General features: G+C 30.7%; 1 protein-coding gene. It reads right to left on the bottom strand.

Annotated features, from left to right (window positions below):
• Positions 1-494 (bottom strand): hypothetical protein (locus RCF13_RS23360; protein ID WP_308141572.1); only part of this gene is annotated, 494 nt, incomplete at its 3' end.
• Positions 495-636 lie beyond the last annotated feature (142 nt).

Below are 636 nucleotides of genomic sequence, written 5' to 3'. Positions count from 1 at the left end.
TTTGTTAATATGGTTTGAGGATTGTTGACCAATGCGATAGTCCCTCTTAAATAACCTGCTAATATAAGAGACATAAATCCTCCACCTGAACTTCCATAAAGTAACACATTTTCTTTTAAAATATTTATCTTTCTTATTATTTTTTCTAAAATTATCGCTATATCTTTCAAGTAATACCTATCTATCGTTCCTTGCCCCCAACCTAAAGAAATTTCACCCAAATAAAGGGTTGGATCATTATAAAAAATTACAGATTCTTCAAAATCCTTAATCCAAGTGTATCTTTGAAAAATAGGTGGCGACTGCTTTTCACTTGCCCCTGAACCCAAAATAATAAGTCTTTTTGATTGTAATTTCATTCTAATAATAAACTCATAATTTATTCCTTGCCATTCTACATTTAATAAAAATGGTTCTTCCATATTTAAATAAATGTCTTCAAGTTGCTCATATGAAATATTTACATTTCTCAATTGATTAATCGAATGAATCACCTCTTAATATAGAAATAAATCTTTAAAATTCCTATGCTTCAATAAATACGAAAGGCCTTCTAAATGATCACCAGTAATTCTTAATACAGCTGGCGGATGCCCTATTGTCGCGAAGTGCTCATGTGGTCGAATACGATTTGGT

The organism is Stenotrophomonas maltophilia group sp. RNC7, from assembly GCF_030910085.1.
Taxonomy (GTDB): domain Bacteria; phylum Pseudomonadota; class Gammaproteobacteria; order Xanthomonadales; family Xanthomonadaceae; genus Stenotrophomonas; species Stenotrophomonas sepilia.
This window is presented reverse-complemented; position numbering and strand designations above follow the sequence as displayed.